At 59.9% G+C, this 17,711-nt stretch carries 13 protein-coding genes; 6 read left to right on the top strand and 7 right to left on the bottom strand.

Annotation, left to right across the window (positions count from 1 at the left end; genetic code table 11):
• Positions 1–592 precede the first annotated feature (592 nt).
• The 5 genes from ACL2XJ_RS25475 to bcsE form a co-directional block, all read right to left on the bottom strand.
• Positions 593–916 carry a DUF202 domain-containing protein gene (locus ACL2XJ_RS25475; protein WP_413724959.1) on the bottom strand — a complete coding sequence of 108 codons (324 nt, stop codon included), beginning with the start codon at positions 914–916 and terminating at the stop codon, positions 593–595.
• Positions 917–1,285, bottom strand: a complete 369-nt coding sequence (locus ACL2XJ_RS25470) for a YidH family protein (protein ID WP_203523306.1) — start codon at positions 1,283–1,285, stop codon at positions 917–919.
• 143 nt (positions 1,286–1,428) lie between these two features.
• Positions 1,429–3,069: a cellulose biosynthesis protein BcsG gene (bcsG, locus tag ACL2XJ_RS25465; protein ID WP_413724958.1), complete on the bottom strand. Its 1,641-nt coding sequence runs from the start codon at positions 3,067–3,069 to the stop codon at positions 1,429–1,431.
• Positions 3,066–3,260, bottom strand: a complete 195-nt coding sequence (gene bcsF, locus ACL2XJ_RS25460; RefSeq protein WP_132927647.1) for a cellulose biosynthesis protein BcsF — start codon at positions 3,258–3,260, stop codon at positions 3,066–3,068. The genes bcsG and bcsF overlap by 4 nt, the downstream gene beginning before the upstream one ends.
• Positions 3,257–4,834 carry a cellulose biosynthesis protein BcsE gene (bcsE, locus tag ACL2XJ_RS25455; RefSeq protein ID WP_413724957.1) on the bottom strand — a complete coding sequence of 526 codons (1,578 nt, stop codon included), beginning with the start codon at positions 4,832–4,834 and terminating at the stop codon, positions 3,257–3,259. Before bcsE ends, bcsF begins: the two co-directional genes overlap by 4 nt.
• 178 nt (positions 4,835–5,012) lie before the next feature.
• Between bcsE and bcsR the strand changes: the two genes are divergently transcribed.
• From bcsR to bcsC, 5 genes are read left to right on the top strand one after another with little or no spacing between them, the layout of a single operon-like run.
• On the top strand, positions 5,013–5,243 hold the full coding sequence (bcsR, locus tag ACL2XJ_RS25450) for a cellulose biosynthesis protein BcsR (protein ID WP_132927649.1): 231 nt from the start codon (positions 5,013–5,015) through the stop codon (positions 5,241–5,243).
• Between the two features lie 3 nt (positions 5,244–5,246).
• Positions 5,247–5,984: a cellulose biosynthesis protein BcsQ gene (gene bcsQ / locus ACL2XJ_RS25445; protein WP_413724956.1), complete on the top strand. Its 738-nt coding sequence runs from the start codon at positions 5,247–5,249 to the stop codon at positions 5,982–5,984.
• Positions 5,981–8,590, top strand: coding sequence for a UDP-forming cellulose synthase catalytic subunit (gene bcsA, locus ACL2XJ_RS25440; protein ID WP_413724955.1), 2,610 nt, complete (start codon positions 5,981–5,983; stop codon positions 8,588–8,590). The genes bcsQ and bcsA overlap by 4 nt, the downstream gene beginning before the upstream one ends.
• A 16-nt stretch (positions 8,591–8,606) precedes the next feature.
• Positions 8,607–10,880 (top strand): cellulose biosynthesis cyclic di-GMP-binding regulatory protein BcsB, encoded by a 2,274-nt coding sequence (gene bcsB, locus ACL2XJ_RS25435; protein ID WP_413724954.1) that lies wholly within the window; start codon positions 8,607–8,609, stop codon positions 10,878–10,880.
• Between the two features lie 5 nt (positions 10,881–10,885).
• Positions 10,886–14,368 carry a cellulose synthase complex outer membrane protein BcsC gene (gene bcsC / locus ACL2XJ_RS25430; protein ID WP_413724953.1) on the top strand — a complete coding sequence of 1,161 codons (3,483 nt, stop codon included), beginning with the start codon at positions 10,886–10,888 and terminating at the stop codon, positions 14,366–14,368.
• Between the two features lie 119 nt (positions 14,369–14,487).
• Here the strand turns inward: bcsC and ACL2XJ_RS25425 are convergent, their stop codons facing one another.
• Positions 14,488–15,252, bottom strand: coding sequence for an SDR family NAD(P)-dependent oxidoreductase (locus tag ACL2XJ_RS25425; protein WP_413724952.1), 765 nt, complete (start codon positions 15,250–15,252; stop codon positions 14,488–14,490).
• A gap of 331 nt (positions 15,253–15,583) precedes the next feature.
• Between ACL2XJ_RS25425 and tehA the strand changes: the two genes are divergently transcribed.
• Positions 15,584–16,567, top strand: a complete 984-nt coding sequence (gene tehA / locus ACL2XJ_RS25420) for a dicarboxylate transporter/tellurite-resistance protein TehA (RefSeq protein ID WP_413724951.1) — start codon at positions 15,584–15,586, stop codon at positions 16,565–16,567.
• 3 nt (positions 16,568–16,570) lie between these two features.
• On the opposite strand, the gene ACL2XJ_RS25415 is transcribed toward tehA, so the two are convergent.
• Entirely contained in the window at positions 16,571–17,707 is a 1,137-nt protein-coding gene (locus tag ACL2XJ_RS25415; protein ID WP_413724950.1) for an alanine racemase, read from the bottom strand.
• Positions 17,708–17,711 lie beyond the last annotated feature (4 nt).

The following is a 17,711-nucleotide window of genomic DNA, read 5'->3' as shown; positions in this document are numbered from 1 at the left end:
CAAAATCAGGTTGCTCTTTTTTTGGCGATTAGAAACAGGGTTTTTTGGATTATCGGCGATGAAGCAGTGATAAAAGCCTGATTATTGAAAAATGAATAATAATAACTATATGATAATTATAAAAATATAACTTACGCCTGTTAAGAGGTGAAAAAAGTTATCCGATAAATGGTTGTGGCTGGTAAAAGATATAAACGGCAATATGGTTTTTATATGGTTGCACTGAATTAAAGCGTTATTGAGGGAATTGACTTCATTTGCACAATAATCAAACAAAAAATTAACCGTGACATGGCGGTGAGAAAATGAGCGGTTTCAATGGCGGCCGGAGGGGCCGGCGGTAGACGCTTTGCCGCTCGCCGCCGGCAACCAGCGGGCGCTGCTCTTGGCCGGTGCAGCGGCGCGTGCGGGATGACATGAAAAAGTGATGGCAGCCAAGCCGGTTATACCGGCATCGCCAGCCTGGTTTAACCGAGAAAAATCCTCATTTCAGCGAAGAAAAATTTTTTTTTAAAAAACGCGTTTTTAACCCGGTCTTACCGGTATAAAAGGAAAAATACCGGTGGATACCGTCAAAAACCGCGGCATAAGGTTAGCGGATGAATACCCTGATATCCGATACGATAATGCTGATAGCAGTCAAGGCGCAGGCGATAATCACCGTCAGCGATACCGCCCGAAGGATGTGGGGTGAAAGGGTGTTCAAGGCGTGTGGTTTATGGGCGACGGAGAAATGGCGGGCCAGTACGACGCCCAGGGTAAGCAGGAATAACAGGCCTCCCGCCAGGCAGGTGAATATATTGCTGTTTATCAGCCCGACGCGCAGGAAGAATACCGCGTCAAGCATGATGACAAACAGGGTTCGATCCCATGCCTGCCGGGTGCGTTCGGGCTGCAGGCCCGGGTCCCGTCCCATTTATTCCCAACCGCCTATAATGATAAACGCGATAAAACACATCGCGGTTAAGACAACCAGCAGTGTGATGGCGGGTAATAAGCGGGTATAAGGCAGCGGCCCATCGTTGCGCATTGCCTTTTCATTCTCTTCCCAGCGGCGCAGGGCCACCAGGGCCAATACCGCCCCTCCTATCGACAGGAATATCGCCAGCAGGCTGCGGATTAGCGGCGAGGCGAACCCCGAGGCCAACTGGTCCAATGCGATGGAACCCGCCAGGAAGGCGAGGGCTGTGCGTATCCAGGCCAGAAAAGTGCGCTCATTGGCCAGCGAAAAGCGGTAATCAGGGTTCTTGCCCTGCTGCTGCCAGCCTTTGTTTTTGAAAAACATATCTCTTCCCGCGGTGAAGCTGGTGATCTAGGGTAGGCATACTCCCGCCATAAGTAAATGGCCGCTTGGGCCCGCTCTCCCTTTAACAGGCTTGATTCAGGCGCCGGTGATGGCGAGCCTGGCGTGCCATGTGGCTCGGTCGGTTATTGCGGATACGGCACCCAGTCGCCGCCGTCGAGGCGGATAAAGGTCTTGCCCTGGTAATTGATCACCGTGCTGGCATCGTTTTCCGATACGGCGGCGGTTTGGGGCAGGTCTTTCGTCAGGGTGGCCCAATCGATTTGCGGCGCGTCGAATATTTTGCCGTCCACCAGGCGGGAAACCAGCTCGGACAGCGCCAGATAGCTGCTGGGGGCGGATATGCGCAGCGAGGGCTGCTGGTGGGGCGCCTTGATGCCGATAAATTTTATGCCCATCGGCACATGGGTAATGGATGGGCTGGGAATGTCCCGCAAACCGGGCATTTGCATTTTATCGCCCACCAGGGCGGCGCCATGTTCCGGCACCACCACCACGACCACCCGGCGACCGGATTTTTCCAGCTGCTGGAAAAAGCTGTCCAGCTGGCTGAACAGCGTGCCGGCCCTGGAGGCATAATCGGCGGCGCTGTGGGCGCCTACATAACGGTTGCCGTCATGCAGGGGGATGAGATTAAAGAAGGTGGCGGAGCGCGCATCCCCGTCCCGGGTTTGCTGCGCCAGCCAGCGATCCAGCAGCGGCAGATCCTCATAGACCGGCTCGCCGTTAAAGGAGTTTAGCTGGTGTCCGATCCCGGCCTGTGACATCAGCGGCGCCTGCATATTTCCGTCTTCGCGCAGTTCTTGCAAAAAATTATCGAAATTCCCGCTGTGGTCGAGCATCAACTCCGTCCTGAATCCCAGCTTCGCCAGATTATCGAACAGATAGCACTGCTGGTTGGCGGGAGAATAGAGATCCTTGTGCTTTTCCTGGCCGCAGCTGGCGCGCAGCAGACGTATGGCCGCCGGACCGCTGTAGGCGGTTCCGGAGTTGAAATTATCGAACATCAGATCAAACGTGCCCCAGAACGGCGAATTTTTCATCTGGATTGCCTCCAGATCGGACCAGGACAGTGAGCAGATCTGGATGATCAGCAGCGAAAAAGGGGCGGCGTCGGCGGGCAGCGCCTGGGGGAACACCGTGGCGCGCTGGCTTTCACGCTGATAAAAATCATTGAGATAAGCGGTGAGATTCTGGTTGTTGGGCGGTGCGCTCATGGACGCCGCCGCTGCGGCCTTGCCGTCGCCGGCGGGGGCCGGTACATCGGCGGGCCCGGCGGCTACGGATGTTATCGGGCCCAGTTGGATGAGCGGACCGGTAAGGTGCATCAGGTTGAGGCCTATCAAAATCGCCACGGTAAATACCGTAATCCGCAGCCATTGCGATATAAACAGATACGCCACCAGCAGGGCAAAAGCCGCTCCGACCCATTGCCAGTCGATAAAGCGGTTAACCAGCTCCAGCAGATACAGGGCGCTGAAGCCGGTCACCTGCGATCCCTCCGACAGGATGGAATGGATGCCCGGCAGCCAGGTGTCGTTGTAAAACACGGCAAAGCCGATGGGAAGGCCGATGATATTTCGCCAGCGGTGCAGGCGCGGCGAAGCTAACGGATACAGCAAATAGGCGGCGAATACCAGGTTGTCCAGCGCGTGGAAATTAAGATAGCCCAGCCACAGCAGCGTAAATTTTATCAGGAAATAATAATTCCAGGCGCCAAGACCGCGCCAATGGTATTTGAAACCCGGTTTTTTTATCAGATTCATGATTTCTTCTTTTTACCTGACGGGAGATCGCTGCGCGTCCAGATGCCTGCTGACTTCAAATATCGCGGAGAGAGAATAAAGGATTGCAGGGCGGGCAGCCAAAAAGGAAACCGGCGGTGAAACAGGTAGCCCAGCGGGAAAAACACCAAAGCACAAAGCAGAATCAACTGCAAAATATCGTCAAGGTTCATGGCTGGATGTCCTGGGGGGCGGCAAGGGACAGCGTCAAGGGGCGCGGACTATGCCGCGCCGTCGCGGGGCGGGCGACGGTGACGGCCGCCGTGATGGGCGTATCGGCGGGCTCCGGCGAGCCTGCCCGGCGGTCGGTTTTACCCATCAGTTTGACTTGGCTGATGATGTGCACGTCTTGGGTCCAGACCTGGCGGTTGCTGAAGGCCTCGGCGATAGGCAGGCGGAAGAGATAGCCCAGCACGGTATCCAAATCGTTGATGCGGCAATTGGAGAGAAACAGATAAATCCGGCGCGAGGTGGCGGTCATCACATCGCCCCCGCGCCGCAGGCGGCATAAGGACAGCGCCTGCCGGGGCGGCAGGCCGGGCACCGGCCGCAGGGCGATGAGAATGCCCTTGTCGTCTTCCGGCATGAGGGGATTCTCAATCAGCTCCGGCACCACCTGGCGGAACCTGTCGTTACTCATCGCGCCTTTTATGCGCGAAGGGTTGATGGCGGCCAGCAGCCGATCGATGGTCGCCGGCACATGACGGGTAAAGCGCTGCCCCTGTATGCTTTCCAGCAGGGTCAGAAAGCTCGATAACGGCGCGATATAGGGCACCACCAGATTGGCGCCGCAGGCTTGCAACAGTCTTTCATCGGTATAACGCAGGCTGGCTTTCATTTCCCTGACCACGATTTTCAGCGCAATACCCCGCTGACGGCGCAGTGTGTGGATCTGCCGCGCCAATTCGGCGACCTGTTCACTTTCGGTCAGGGCGAAAATCAGGGTGGCGGAGTGTCTCGCCATGCCCTGCTGCATCAACAGGGCGTTATCTTCCAGCAGCCGCCAGTTTACCGACAGGGGAGGCGCGCCTTCCAGCACGCTTTTTTCCGCCAGGCACAGCTGTTCGTCATTTACCGACGGGGAAAAAGCGGGCAAAAGAACGCTCTGCACGAACCGCTCCCGATCGTCCGTTTCCCAGTTCATTGCCTGATTGGCAATTAATCCTTTACCGCTAAACCACCAAGATACTTGATATCGTACACAATCTTGCAGCGAGTGCACGCTGGATAAACCGGAGAGGGTGGGAAATTGGGAAATAAGTTGATTCTTTAATTGCGATATGCCGCTGCCGTAAGTCAGAATTAAAAAAGCGGCATTGTGTTTTATTAACCACCGCTGGGTATTTCCCAGCCAGTCATCAATTTCCGTTTGCGAAAAGTCTTTCCATGCGCTTGCGGTCGATAGAAAGATAAACAGGCGTTCCTTGACATTAATCGCCCGGGATAAATCCGCGGTCAGCCGGCGAAGGGCCGATTTTTTTTCCGGCAGGGTAAACAGGGGCAGCGAGGCCGGCGGTCCGGCGCCCTCCGCGCCGGTGGACGGCAGCCCTTCCAGCAGCCGTTCCGGCCCATCCCCGCAGCAGATCAGCGCCCCGCGGGTTGCCGCTCCCTGGGCGTTAATGATTTGCCGGCATAACTGGCGCGCATCCGCTTGGCGTTCTATATTGACCCAGTAACAGCCGCGGGACTGCATTACCGATAACTCTTCAAAACTATGATAGAGACCAAAAGAAAAGGAGAGCGCCATGTGTTATTTTGCTTTTAGTTAAAAGTCTGTTGAGATAATAACGCTTTTAAGAGTATGCTAAATTGTCATCTCGCTATTAGCAATAACTAAATGAACTCTCGTTCAAAGAAATGTGCTGGGCCAATTCTGCAGCGATTAAACTAAATTATAAAGTTATTGAAATATTTTAAGGCGCGATATGGAAAATAAATTATTTATCCCTGGTGTGACTCCGAATGCAGAAAAACAAGATGATGTCCTTGTGCTAAGTCATATTTTCGCCCTGCCGAGTTTTCATTACGTCGATATCAATTTGCAAGAACAATTTCCGCATATTTTGTCGCGCTGGCCGCTGTTGGCCGAATTTGCCCATTCCGACGGCCTGGATGCCCAGTCTTCGTCAACCGCCGGCTCCCTTCAGAAAGAGTAACCCATGCCGATTATCGCCTTGTCCGGTATCCGCGGCGGCGCCGGGACAACGTCAATCACCGCGGCGCTGGCCTGGGCGCTATGTCAGGCCGGTGAATCCGTCCTGGCGGTGGATTTGTCGCCGGATAATTTGCTGAGGCTCCATTTCAATATGCCCTTTAGGCAAGCCAGGGGATGGGCGCGGGCGGAAATTGACGGCGAAGGCTGGCATCAGGGTGCGATGGAGTACCTGGAAAGACTGGCGTTTTTACCGTTCGGGCGCACAACGCCGGCAGAACGGCTTGCGCTGTTTGAGCCGCCGGCGCCCGGGCGGGAGAGCTGGGGGGATCGTCTTTGCCGGCTGCGCGACGGCAAGCGCTATCGCTGGATCCTGCTGGATATGCCCGGCGCCGACACTCCCTTGGCGCAGCAATGCCTGCCGGTGGCGGACCATGTGCTGATGGTCATCAATCCGGATGCCAATTGCCATGCCCGTTTGCACCAGCAGGCGCTGCCCGCCGGCTGCCGGCTGCTGGTCAATGGTTATCTGCCCACCAGCGGACTGCAGCATGATATCAACCAGCTATGGCTGCAGGCGCTGGACGGCCTGTTGCCGGTAATCATTCATCGCGACGAGTCGGTGGCCGAAGCCTTGGCGGCAAAACAGCCCCTGGGGGAATACCGGCCGGACAGCAACGCGGCCGAAGAGATCGTGACGCTGGCCAACTGGTGTCTGATCCATTGCCCGGAATCCGCTGCATGAATACCCTGCTACGGTTATTTCTGATGCCGTCGGCGACATGGGGCCTGCAGCAGCGCTACCGGGCTTATCGCCGGCAGGGGGCATCTCGGGCGGCATCGGTCCTGATGAGCGGCATGATTGCCCTGTGCTGGATGTTCCTGCGCCTGGAGTCAGCCTCCTGGCGCCGGGTGCGGTATCGCCGCCGGCAATGGTTTCCGCATATTTCCCCGGTTCGTCCCCGGTTGCTGGACGGCCTGCGCTATCTGCTGCAGGGCGTCTGGCTGCTGCTGGTAATATCCGGCCGGCGCCGGGAAAAGTGGCTGACGGCGCCGGGGTTTATCCTTCGCTGGCGGCAATCCTATTATCTGTGGCTGCAACTGCTGCCCCAGCGCCTGGGCAGGGCGGGGGTGGGGCAGGACGCCATGCAGCGGCTGAGCCTGCTCAATCGCGGCATGCGCCGGGCGATGCTTTACTCCCTCATACTGGTGGCGGTGGTGACCACGCTGTTTTGCATCTCGCAGCCCTTTAGCCTGTGGGCCCAGTTTGTCTTCGTCTCGCTGCTGTGGTGTATCGCCATGGTGGTCAGACGGATTCCCGGACGGCTGCCGGCGCTGATGCTTATCATATTGTCCCTGACCATTTCCTGCCGCTATATGTGGTGGCGCTATACCTCGACCCTGAACTGGGACGATCCGGTAAGCCTGACCTGCGGCCTGCTGCTGCTGCTGGCGGAAACCTATTCCTGCGTGGTGCTGGTGCTGGGATATTTCCAAACCATCTGGCCGCTGCACCGCAAGCCGGTGCCCATGCCGCCGGATGTGGCGTCCTGGCCGACGGTGGATATCTTTATTCCCACGTTCAACGAGGACCTGGCGGTGGTGAAACCGACGCTCTACGCCGCCCTGGGTATCGACTGGCCGCAGAAAAAACTGGCCATCTATTTGCTGGACGACGGTAACCGGCCGGAATTCAAGGCGTTCGCCGAAGAAATAGGCATCCGCTATATCGCGCCGCCGCCCCATAAATATGCCAAGGCGGGCAATGTCAATTACGCCCTGGCGCGATCGGAGGGGGAGTTTGTCGCGATTTTCGACTGCGACCACGTTCCCACCCGCTCTTTTTTGCAAATAAGCCTCGGCTGGTTTTTCAAAGACCGGCGGCTGGGTATGCTGCAGACTCCCCATCATTTTTTCTCCCCCGATCCCTTTGAGCGCAACCTGGGCCGCTTTCGCCGCGCCCCCAATGAAGGTTCGCTGTTCTATGGCCTGGTGCAGGACGGCAACGATCTCTGGGACGCCACGTTCTTTTGCGGCTCGTGCGCGGTAATGCGGCGCGCCGCGTTGGAAGAGATAGGCGGGCTGGCGGTGGAAACCGTGACCGAAGATGCGCATACGTCGCTGCGCCTGCACCGCCACGGCTACTCCTCCGCCTATATCCGTATTCCCCAGGCGGCGGGCCTGGCCACCGAAAGCCTGTCTGCGCACATCCGCCAGCGCATTCGCTGGGCGCGGGGCATGGTACAGATATTCCGGCTGGATAATCCGCTGCTGGGCAAGGGACTGAAGCTGGCGCAGCGCCTCTGTTACGCCAACGCCATGCTGCATTTTCTGTCTGGGGTACCCAGGCTTATCTTTCTTACCGCGCCGCTGGCCTTTTTATTGCTGCATGCCTACATCATCTTCGCGCCGGCCATTGCCATCATGCTGTATGTCCTGCCGCATATGGTGCATGCCAGCCTGACCACCTCCCGGGTGCAGGGCAAGTACCGCTATTCGTTCTGGAGCGAAATCTACGAAACGGTGCTGGCCTGGCACATCGCCATGCCCTCCACCATGGCGTTGCTCAATCCCCGCAGCGGGAAATTCAACGTCACCGCCAAAGGCGGCCTGATTGAAAAACCCTATGTCGATTGGGTGCTCACCCGGCCGTACCGGATACTGATGTTTTTGAATCTGTGCGGCTTTCTCACCGGAATCTGGCGGCTGGGCTATGGCGATCTAAATGAAGTCATGACGGTTTTCATCAGCCTGGGCTGGACGCTATACAATATGATGATCCTCGGCGGCGCCATTGCCGTCGCCTTCGAGGCCAGGCAGCTGCGCCAGGCCCACCGGGTGGAAATCAGCATGCCGGCGGCGCTGATGGTGGGGGACGGCCATATCTACACCTGCACCCTGCATGACTATTCCGATTCCGGCGTCGGCGTCCAGCTGAGCTATGGGGAGGCCATCGCCGACGGCGACCGGGTCAATTTGATCTTGCGGCGGGGCCGGCAGGAATATACGTTCCCTTGCGACATCACCCGCGTTTACCGCGATCGGCTCGGCATGCGGCTGTGCCCGCTGACGACCCGGCAGCACGTTGAATTTATCCAATGTACCTTTGCCCGCGCCGATACCTGGGCGTTATGGCAGGACGGTTTTCCCGAAGACAAGCCTATCAACAGCCTGCGCGACGTTATTGCCCTGGGTTTTAGCGGCTATCAACAGATGGCGGAGTATGCTCCGCCCTTTTTCCGTCGGCTGTTTTTGGGCCTGGCGGCGGCGGTGACCTGGTTTATCTCCCTGATGCCCCGTGGCGTGGCGGCCGCGCCCGCCGCCCCTCTTAACGACGAGACGGCGTCCTGACGCCGATGATAATAATATGATGAAAAACCTGACCTGTTTGACTCTGTTGGTTTTCGCCCTGGGCACCGCCTATGGCGCCCACGGCATGGACAATCTGACGCCGTCGCCGGAAGCGGTGGCCCCGGTACGTCCGGTTGCCCTGCCTCAGGCGCCGGCGCGGGATGTACAGCTGCGGTTCGCCAACGTGGCGCCGCCGCCGGGCGCCTTTGTACTGCGCGGCATCAGTCCCGAAGGACAAATCGAATTCGGCGTGCGCAGCGATGAAGTGGTCTCCAAGGCCCAGCTCGACCTGGAGTTTACCCCGTCGCCGTCGCTGATACCCATCGAGTCCCATCTCAAAGTCTATCTTAACGACCAACTGGCGGGCATCGTCACCATAACCAAGGATCAACTGGGCAAATCTAATCGTGTCCTGATGGATATCGATCCGCTGTATATCAGCGATTTCAACCGGCTGCGCCTGGAGTTTATCGGCCACTACCAGGATATTTGCGAAAATCCGGCCAACAGCACGCTGTGGCTGGATATCGGCAAAACCAGTTCGCTGAACCTGCACTACCAGCGGTTGCCGCTGCAAAACGAGCTGTCGCATTTTCCGGAGCCTTTTTTTGATGCGCGCGACAGCCGGCCGCTGGTGCTGCCGATGGTTTTCGCCGCCTCGCCGGATGCCGAACAGCAGCGCGCCGCCGCGATACTGGCCTCCTGGTTCGGCGGCCGCGCGCAGTGGCGCGGCCAGACCTTTCCCGTATTGTTCAATCAGCTGCCCGACAGCCACGGCATCATCTTCGCCACCAATGCCCGGCGTCCGGATTTTCTCCACGACCATGCGGCGGTGGACGGTCCGACGGTGGAGATGATAGCCCATCCCGCCGACCCCTACGTCAAGTTGCTGCTTATCATGGGGCGGGATGACAAGGATCTGGTCAGGGCGGTGCAGGGCATAACCCAGGGAAATATCCTGTTCCGCGGACCGCGCGTGACGGTGGACCAGGTCAGCCAGATAGCGCCCCGCCAGCCTTACGACGCCCCGAACTGGGTGCGTACCGATCGGCCCATGACGCTGGGGGAATTGAAGCAGTACCCGGAACAGCTGGCGGCCAGCGGCATCCAGCCCGCGCCGATACCCCTGACCATCAATTTGCCGCCGGATCTGTTCCTGATCCACAGCTCCGGTATCGATATGCGGCTGAAATATCGCTATACCGCGCCGCAGCGGGAAAACGATTCACGGCTGAATATCAGCCTGAATAATCAGTTCGTGCAGGCCTATACGCTGGTGCCCGATCGGCATCAGGACAGCGCAATCCTGCATCTGCAAATGCTGCAGGGGCTGTTTGATTCGTCGAAAGCGCTGACCATCCCCGCCCTGAAGCTGGGGGCCAACAATCAGTTCAAATTTGATTTTGATTACACCACGCTTTTGTCCAGCGGCGCCGTAGGGCGTTGCGACACCTATACCACCGCCGTCAATCATGTGGTGATTGACGACAGCTCGACGCTGGATTTCTCCGGCTATCGCCACTTTATGCCGATGCCGGATCTGCGCGCCTTCGCCAGCGCCGGTTTTCCCTTCAGCCGTATGGCGGATTTGTCCGAAACCCTGGTGCTGGTGAATCGGCAGCCGGAGCCGGTACAGGTCACCACGCTTTTAAACGCGCTGGGAGAAATCGGCGCGCTGACCGGTTATCCGGCCCTGGGGCTGCGCCTGAGCGATGACTGGTCGCAGGCGAAGAATCTCGACAGCGATATCCTGATGGTGGGCACCATTCCCCTGTCGCTGCGGGACGATCGCAAGATGAGCATGCTGGTGGACGCTACCCAGAGCTGGGTGGAGCAACCCAACCGTCAGGTGCCGCTGCCGGATATGGCGCTGCCGGTGAGCGATGCGGCGCCGGACAGTCAAACCACCGTCAGCGCCCAGGGGCCGCTGGCCGCCATTATCGGCGTCCAGTCGCCGTCGCACGCCCAACGCAGCATCGTGGCGCTGCTGGCCGACAGCCGGCAGGGTTTTGACTTGCTTAACCAGGCGCTGGCGGACAGCGGCAAGCGCGCAGCCATGTTCGGGTCGGTGGCGATCATCCGCGATTCCGGCGTCAACAGCCTGCGGGTGGGGGACATCTACTACGTCGGGCATCTGCCATGGTGGGAACGTATCTGGAATGCCCTGGCGACGCATCCGGTACTGATGGCCATCATCGCCATGCTGTCGGTGGTGCTGGTGGCATTGCTGCTGTGGCGGGGACTGCTTACCCTGACCCGCCGCCGCCTCTCCCCCGATGACCGGGAATAAGGCAGATGCATAACATGCCCCTGATCCGCGGCGTGATGCTGGCCGCGGTTCTGCTGCCTCTTTATCCGCCGCCGGCGTCGGCGGACGTGTCGCCGCGGCAATGGCTGCTAAAACAGGTCCGGGTCGGGGAAGCCGCCCATAACGATCTCCTGGTTCGCCAGTCCCTTTATCGCCTGGAACTGATGGATCCGGATAATCCCGAGGTGATAGCCGCCAGGCTGCGTCTGGCCCTGCGCCAGGGCGACCTGGTCCTGGCCGGCCGGCAACTGGATAGATTGCAGCGCCTGGCGCCGGATTCGGCCCTTACCCGGCAGGCGCGGCTGAACATCAGCCTCACCACGACGACGGCGCAGCAGCAGTTGCAGCAGGCCCGCTTATTGGCGACGGCGGGACGCTTATCCGAGTCCAAGGAGCAGTATGACGCCCTGTTCCAGGGACAGCCGCCGACGGTGGATCTGGCGGTGGAGTACTGGCGGCTGACGGCCCGCCTGCCCGGACAACAGTCCCTGGCTATTGACCGGCTGCAGCAGCTGGATCGGGAGTTTCCCGGCAATGCGGATCTTCGCATACTGCTGGCTAGATTGCTGTTTGCGCAGCGCCGCGACGCCGAAGGCTACGCCTTGCTGCGGCAATTGGCCGATTCCCCTCTCGGCCGCGGCGACGCGCTTGATATCTGGATGGACAATATCAAGGCCATGCCGGTGGGTGAAGGGAGTATCGACGCGCTGCGGCAATTTATCGTGGTTTTTGGCGACGGACAGCAGGTGGCGGAGGCGCGAAAAGAGCTGGCCCGCCAGCAAAGCCTGGCGGCCGACCCTCGTTATCAGGCGCGGCTAAGAGGCCTGGCGGCAGTGGAGGGCGGGGCAAGCACCCGGGCGATTGCCCCCCTGCGACAAGCCCTTCAGCTTGCCCCGGACGATGCCCAGGTCCTGGGGGCGCTGGGACTGGCCTACGCCCGCGCCGGACAGCGCCGGCAGGCCATTGCGCTGTTCGAGCAGGCGCAAAAGGACGATCAGAACGGTTTTCACGGCGATAAATGGCGCACCCTGATCGCCAGCAACCGCTACTGGCTGCTGTTGGACATGGCCGACAGCGCGCTGAAAACCCATAACCTGCCCCTGGCGCAACAGCTATACCGGCAGGCCCTGCAAATCGACGGCAGCCGCAGCCAGGCCTGGGTCGGATTAGGGGAAACGGCCGCCGCCCGATCCGATGATGCCGCCGCCGAGGGCTATTACCTGCGGGCGCTGCGCATCGAACCGGACAACGGCAGCGCGATACGCGGGCTGGACGGGATCTATCAGCGCCGATCGCCGCAAAAGGCTTTAGACTTTCTCACCGGTTTGCCGCCGGCCCCCCGTGCCGCTATGCATGACAATATCGTTGATTTACAGATTGAACTGTGGAGCGCGCGCGGGGATGAACATGGGGCCCGGCGGCAGTGGGCACAGGCGGCGGATGACTACCGCCGGGCCCAGCGGCTGGACCCTGACCGGGTGTGGCTAACCTACCGGTTGGGAAAAGCATTGCAGAACGCCGGACAGATACCCCGGGCGGACGCCGTTTTCGCGGCGCTGGCCGCACGCCGGCCGGACGATCCGCAGCAGGTGTATGCCTACGCCCTGTATCTCTCCTCCACCGGCCGGCCGGATCGGGCGCTGGCCCGTCTGGAACAGCTTGCGCCGGCGAAATGGAGTCAAGGTATGGGGGAACTGGCGGCGCGGCTGCGGCTGGCGGCCAGGCACGATAATGCCTCCCGCCTGCGGGACCGGGGCGACGAAGCGGCGGCCATCGCCATGCTGTCAGCGCCGCCGGTGGACAACGGCAGCCGGCTGATGCTGGCGGACTGGGCCTCGGCGCGCAAAGACTACGCCGGCGCGCTGGCGGATTACCGGCGGGTCAGCGCCGATGAACCCGGCAATCGCTCCGCCCGGCTTGGGGAAATCGAGGCATTGGCGGGGCTGGGGCGAAAAGAGGAGGCGCGGCAACGGCTGCTGGCTGCCACGGCGTCCCCGGCGTCCGGCCAGAACGACAGCCTCAATACGCAGCGCAGAATCGCCGCGCTTTGGACCGAGCTGGGCGAGCCCCGCAAAGGGCTGGCGCTGTTAAATCGCCTGAAGCCCGCGGCGCTAGGGCAGGGCCCGTCGCAGGCCGATGCCCTGGTATTTCGCGACAGCGCGCGGCTGGAAGCGCAATCCAACCAGCCCCGGGCCGCCTTTGAGGACTATCGGCAAGCCATGGTGGACAGCGGAATCACTGACCGATTGCCCGCGGATCATGATGAGTATACCCGCCTGACCCGCACTCGCCGGGATGACGATTGGCTTAAAAGCGGCATCCGCAGCGACGCGGCGGATCTCGCCCGGCATGAGGAGGTTAACGTTACCCTGGCCCATGATTACTCCTCATCCAGCGGCACCGGCGGCGTTTCTGATTTAACCTCCCATGACACCATGCTGCAGGTGGATCTGCCGTCATGGGACGGACGGGCCTTTTTCCGCACCGATACCATTCAGATGGATGCGGGACGTTTCGCCACCCGCCAAGGGACCTATGATAACCTGTTCGGCACCTGTGCCGGCGTCGGCTGCCATGGGGACACCCGGCAAAGTACCTCCGGCATCAGTCTGGCCGCCGGCTGGCAAAACGACCGCTGGCAGGGGGATCTGGGCACCACGCCGCTGGGCTTCGACGTGGTGGATTGGGTGGGCGGATTGAGCTACAGCGACGTCTGGCAGCATATCGGCTGGACCGCTACCGCGTCGCGCCGGGCCCTGTCCAGTTCCCTGCTGGCGTTCGGCGGCGCCCGCGATCCCGCCACCGGCACGACCTGGGGCGGCGTGCGCGCCACCGGGGTGACCCTGTCCGCCAGCTACGATCGGGGGGAAGCCAACGGGCTGTGGAGCAACGCCGGACTACAGCAGCTCACCGGGCAAAACGTCGCCGACAATGAGCGCGTGCGGCTGATGGCGGGGTATTACCATAAGTTTATCAACGACGATAACCGCAGGATGACGGTGGGCCTGAACGGTATGTGGTGGCATTATCAAAAGGATCTTAGCGATTATGCCCTCGGCCAGGGGGGGTATTACAGTCCCCAGCGCTACGTTTCGCTGTCGGTGCCGGTGAATTATCGCCAGCGCAGCGACAACTGGTCATGGCAGTTGGGGGGGACGGTGGGCTACTCGCAGGCGAAAACCCGCGATGGGCTGCGTTATCCTTTGCAGGATCTTATTCCCGATGGCAATGGCGATAAGGCTGATATCGAGCAGGGGAGCTCCAGCTCCGGCATCGGTTATACCTTGCTGGCGATGGTGGAGCGGCGTTTGGATGCCCATTGGACGCTGGGGGCGGGCATTGATATTCAGCAGGCCAAGGATTATACCCCAAGCCATGGTTTTATCTATTTGCGGTATGGTTTGGCGGGTTGGGAGGGGGATTTGGATTCCCCGCCGCAGCCGCTGACGCCTTATGCGGATTTTCGTTAAAGCGGCGGCGTTCGCCGCTGCAAGCCGGCAATGACGGTCTCCCGTAACACGATCTCCCTTTAGCAGGGTCGTTGCTCCATGGGTGATGGCGGGCCTAGCGTGCCATGGGGCGCCAGCCGTTACACTACGCTTTGGCCGCCGTCCACCACCAGTGCCTGGCCGGTGACGTATGAGGCGCGGTCGGACAGCAGGAACAGCGCCGCTTCGGCCATTTCTTCCGGTTCCGCCAGCCGGCCCAGGGGGATGCCCGCGCCGAACGGGTGGGATTCATGGCCCTGTTCATCGGTGCTGATGCGTGAGAGGGTCATGGGGGTGCGGGTGATGGACGGGTTGATGGAATTCACGCGGATACCCACCGGTCCGAACTCTACCGCCGCCGCCTGTGCCAGAGAGACAATGCCGCCTTTGCTGGCGCTGTATATGGTGGTCCCCGGCTGGGCTATCTTCGCCAGTACCGATCCGTTAAAAAGAATGGCGCCGCCGTGGCCTTGGCGTTTCATTTGCGCCACTTCTGCCTGCAGGCAGAAAAAGGCGGCCTTGAGGTTGGTGTCCACCACGTTATCCCACACGGCTTCATTCAGGGTTTCGATGGGGCCGCCGCCGGACACGCCGGCGTTATTGAACGCGCAGTCCAGCCTGCCGTATTCGTCCACCACCCGGGCGATTATCTCCGGGATGGCATCGGTTTGGTTCAGATCGGCCTGGATAAACAGCGCGCTGCCGCCGGCGTGTTCTATTTCCGCCACCACGTCGCGTCCGGCCTGTTCCTGCCGGCCGGTGAGGGCTACCTTTGCTCCTTCGCGGGCGAACAGGATAGCGCTCGCCCGGCCGATACCCGAGGTGCCGCCTGTGACCAGCACGACTTTATTCTTTAACAGTTCCATGGTTTTTCCTTTTTTTTGATTGTAGATAAACCTGGTTATTTTAGAGTATACATATAATCTAAATTATATGATCATTGGAATCTATTTTGTCAAGAGAAGGTTTTGCCGACAGGGCCGGCCTTGACCCTCATTTGCCAAGGAATTTCGCGGACCAGGGTGTTTTCAATATGACTTTCCGGTTACGGCCGAGTACGGCGGCGAGGTCGTTATGCGAAGTAATCCAAGGGCGAAAAACCGCGCGGAACCATGATGCAGGTCATCTTTCGGCTATGGCAGCGGCGCTGGAAAACGGATAATATGCATTTAAAATACATTTTAAAACTTAAACAAAATGCATAAAAAAAACCAAATTATCAACCTTCCCGCCGGCTATTTCGGCATGGTGCTGGGCATCATCGGCATGGGCTTTGCCTGGCGCTATGCGGCTACCATCTGGCCGGTCAGTGCGGCCATCGGCGAAGCACTGGTGGCGTTGGCGACGTTGATTTGGCTGGCGTTGTCGCTGACGTTTATCACCAGACTGGTGAAATATCCCCATACGGTCATGGCTGAGATTCACCATCCCCTGATGAGCAGCTACGTCAGTTTGTTTCCGGCCACGACCATGCTGGTCTCCATCGGGGCAGCGCCTTATCTGCGGCCGCTGGCGGTGGGACTGTTCCTCTTCGGCGCATCTTTGCAATTGCTGTACGCCGCCTGGAAAACCGCCGGGCTATGGCGCGGCGACCACCCGGAAACCGCCACCACCCCCGGCCTCTATCTGCCGACGGTGGCCAATAACTTTATCAGCGCCATGGCGTGCGGCGCATTGGGTTATCACGATTTGGGATTTCTGTTTTTAGGCGCCGGGGTGTTCTCATGGTTAAGCCTTGAACCGGTCATACAGCAGCGGATGCGCAGCGCCGGCGAGCTGCCGCCGGCAGTACGAACCTCGCTGGGCATCCAGCTGGCGCCGGCGCTGGTGGCCTGCAGCGCCTATTTGAGCGTTGACGGCGGCCAGACCGATGTCTTCGCCAAAATGCTGTTCGGCTACGGCCTTCTGCAACTGCTGTTTATGCTGCGATTGATTCCCTGGTATGCGGCGCAGCCGTTCAACGTTTCTTTCTGGAGTTTCTCCTTTGGCGTCTCCGCACTGGCAAACACCGCGCTGCGCCTCGGCCATGGCGGCAATGACGGCCTGTTCAACGCCATCGCCTTGCCGCTGTTCCTGTTTAGCAATGCCATTATCGGTCTCCTGCTGGCGCGTACGGTTATCCTGCTATTACAGGGGAAGCTGATTATGCGGGCGGAGCTCAGCGGCGGCGGCCGGACGTGACCGTTAGATAAATGCGCCGCGAGCGTCAATGGGCAATATTTCGCCATCATACTGCGCATTGCGCAGCACATAATGATTAAACATCGCCATCACCGCGCAGGAATGGTTCGGGAAAATCCGCATCAAACTGCCCAGCGGCGGCGGCGTTCCGTGATGAGGAATAAATCCGTGCTCTTCAGATAATTTTTCCACCTGATAGTGCTGATGATTATCGGCATTGACGGCCACGCCCCAGCCGCTGGCGCCGGTGCCGTGAGGACCCCGGTCGGAGCTGAGCGCTTTCGACCCCGCATCGATTATTGCATACCGATCGTTTACCGCCACCACCCGCGTTACCACCGTCATCGCCAAATCACCGGCCTGGCACAGGCCAAGACGCAGGGCGGTGAGATCAAGCAGGGCATAGTTTCCCGGCCGCTGCTCATCAATGCCCTCCGCCAGCGGGGCGCCGAGGGCGGTGGGCGTGGCACCCACCGAGAGCGCGCAGCGGGTAAAGCCCGCCTGCCGCAAAAGAGCGCCTAACGTTTTCAGCTGCTGCGCCTCCTGTGCGGCAATGGCGGCTATTTGCTCGCCGGTGTGCGCCCCATAGGCGTGGCCGGCATGGGCCACCAGCCCGGCGAACCGCAGTCCTTGCCGCTCGATATGCCGCGCCAGCTCAATGGCGAGCGGGCTATCCGTGGCCCGGATGCCCACCCGTCCGAGGCCGACATCCACTTTGATGTAGACCGGCAGCCGTTCGCACCGCTGCCGGCGGGACGCGCCGGCAATGGCATCGATGCCCATTAGGTCGGCGGCGATACAGGAAACGCGGGCCTGATGCAGCTGCGCTTCCAGCAGCAGCTCCCGCAGGCTTTCCGCTTCCACCACCGGATACGCCAGCAAAAGGTCGCCTATGCCGCCGCGGATAAACGCCACGCCTTCGCTGGGTTTCGATACCGTGATGCCCACCGCCCCCAGCGCCATCTGACGGCGGGCAATCGCGACGCTTTTATGGGTTTTGACATGAGGGCGCAGTCCGACGCCGGCCTTATCGGCTTTTTGCTGCATCCGCTGCAGATTACGCTCCAGACGCTGCGCATCAATTTCGATATATGGTGTCAGTCGGTCGTGACGAAACGGCCGGCTAAATCCCTGATCCATTATT

Source organism: Sodalis sp. RH16, from assembly GCF_047324245.1.
Classification (GTDB): domain Bacteria; phylum Pseudomonadota; class Gammaproteobacteria; order Enterobacterales; family Enterobacteriaceae; genus Acerihabitans; species Acerihabitans ligni.
Note: the sequence above shows the minus strand (reverse complement) of the source record. Positions and strands in the feature narration are given on the sequence as shown.